Below are 1,498 nucleotides of genomic sequence, written 5' to 3'. Positions count from 1 at the left end.
CCGGACGGCCCTGCGGGGAGGCTGACCGTCGCCTCGGGGACCATGACATGAGGGAGACGACGACGTGCTCCGAGTTCCACCCAGAATGATCGGCGCCGCGCTGACGGGCGTCGTCGCGGTCGCGATGCATCGCGTCCTCAACCGGCTCAGGCTCCGTCGCACATGACTCTTCACCGTACCGACGGGCAGCCCGAGTGTCTCGGCGATCTGCGAGTGGCTGAGCTGGTCGTAGAAGGCCAGTTGCATGACGCGCCGTGGGACCGGCTCGAGCCGGTCCAGCTCCTCGGCGACCATCACCCGGTCGGCCACGTCGTCGACAGCCGCCGGCCGAGCGGATGCCTCGGCCACGAGCGCCTCCTCGAGTCGCCGCGTACGCGACCGCGCCTCGTGCGCGTCGGCGATGCGGTGACGCGTGATCCCGACGATCCAGGCGCTGAGCGCCGAGCGCGAGTCGTCGAAGCCCGAGCGCGTGCGCCAGGCGGAGATGAACACCTGCTGCGTCACGTCCTCGGCATCCGTACGGTCACCGAGTGATCGCAGCGCCAGCCGGAACACGAGCGGCGACCAGCGGGCGTACGCCTCGCGAAGGGCCCATTCGTCACCCGCGGCGAAGGCGGCCGCGAGGGCCTGATCGTCGACCGATCGGGGAGCCACTGCATCGCCCAGCTGACGCTCACCTCTTCGCGATCGTCGGGGCCGCACCCCGAGAGCCGTTGCCTGCTGCACCCGGGTGGCGACCATGTCCTGCCGTGCTTCGACCAGCATATCGATCCCCCACGCTCACCCGGCCGGGGTGGCGGTCAGCACGAGATTGCTGAGGTAGCGGCGGTTCTCGTCGTCGAACTCACCGCCGCACGTCACGAGCGTGAGTCGCGGCGGGCCGGCGCGGTCGAACGCCGCGTTCCAGTCCACGTCGGCCTTCTCGACGACCTGCACGGACTGCACGGCATACGGATGACGCGTGCCGGCGGCATCCGTCACGACGACCTGCGTGCCGGCCACCGCGTCCTTCAGGCGAGCGAACGGCAGCAGGTCGTATTCGAGGGAGTCGACGTGGGCGGCGATGACCGTCGAGCCCGCGGGGCTCGCGGGCGCCGGGCCCCACTGGTACCAGGCGGCGATCGACGGATCGTCGAACAGGCCCATGCGGCCCTGGTCGTCGAGCCCGACCGGGCGCACCGTGACGTCGATGCCGAGGTCGGGGATCTCGATCCGATCCGGCACCGGCGGCAGGACCGGCCGGTTGTCCTCGAGTGCCGCCGATCTGCGTGGCACCGCCGGTACCGTCGGCGCCGGGGTCGACGGACGAACCGTGACCTCGGGAGCGCCGGTCGCGGGCGCCGGCGTGCTGGTCGCGATGCCGCCCGATGCACTGACGCAGGCGCAGAGCGAAACGAGCACGGCGGTGGCTGCGACCAGGGACGCACTCGCCCTGGTCGCAGCCATGATCCGCCTCGACGAGGTCAGTGCCGGTCCTCAGCGGCACGGCGCCGACCGA

Annotated in this window: 2 protein-coding genes; both read right to left on the bottom strand. The window is 71.5% G+C overall.

Going from position 1 to position 1,498, the window contains the following annotated elements:
* Positions 1–654: RNA polymerase sigma factor (locus GH736_RS22790; protein ID WP_328596952.1), on the bottom strand; the 654-nt coding region annotated here is incomplete at its 3' end.
* 126 nt (positions 655–780) lie between these two features.
* Positions 781–1,275: a class F sortase gene (locus tag GH736_RS22785; protein WP_159607281.1), complete on the bottom strand. Its 495-nt coding sequence runs from the start codon at positions 1,273–1,275 to the stop codon at positions 781–783.
* Positions 1,276–1,498 lie beyond the last annotated feature (223 nt).

The organism is Agromyces humi, assembly GCF_009720255.1.
GTDB classification, from domain to species: Bacteria; Actinomycetota; Actinomycetes; order Actinomycetales; family Microbacteriaceae; genus Agromyces; species Agromyces humi.
The sequence above is the reverse complement of the archived record's forward strand: the minus strand, read 5'-3'. Positions and strand labels throughout refer to the sequence as shown.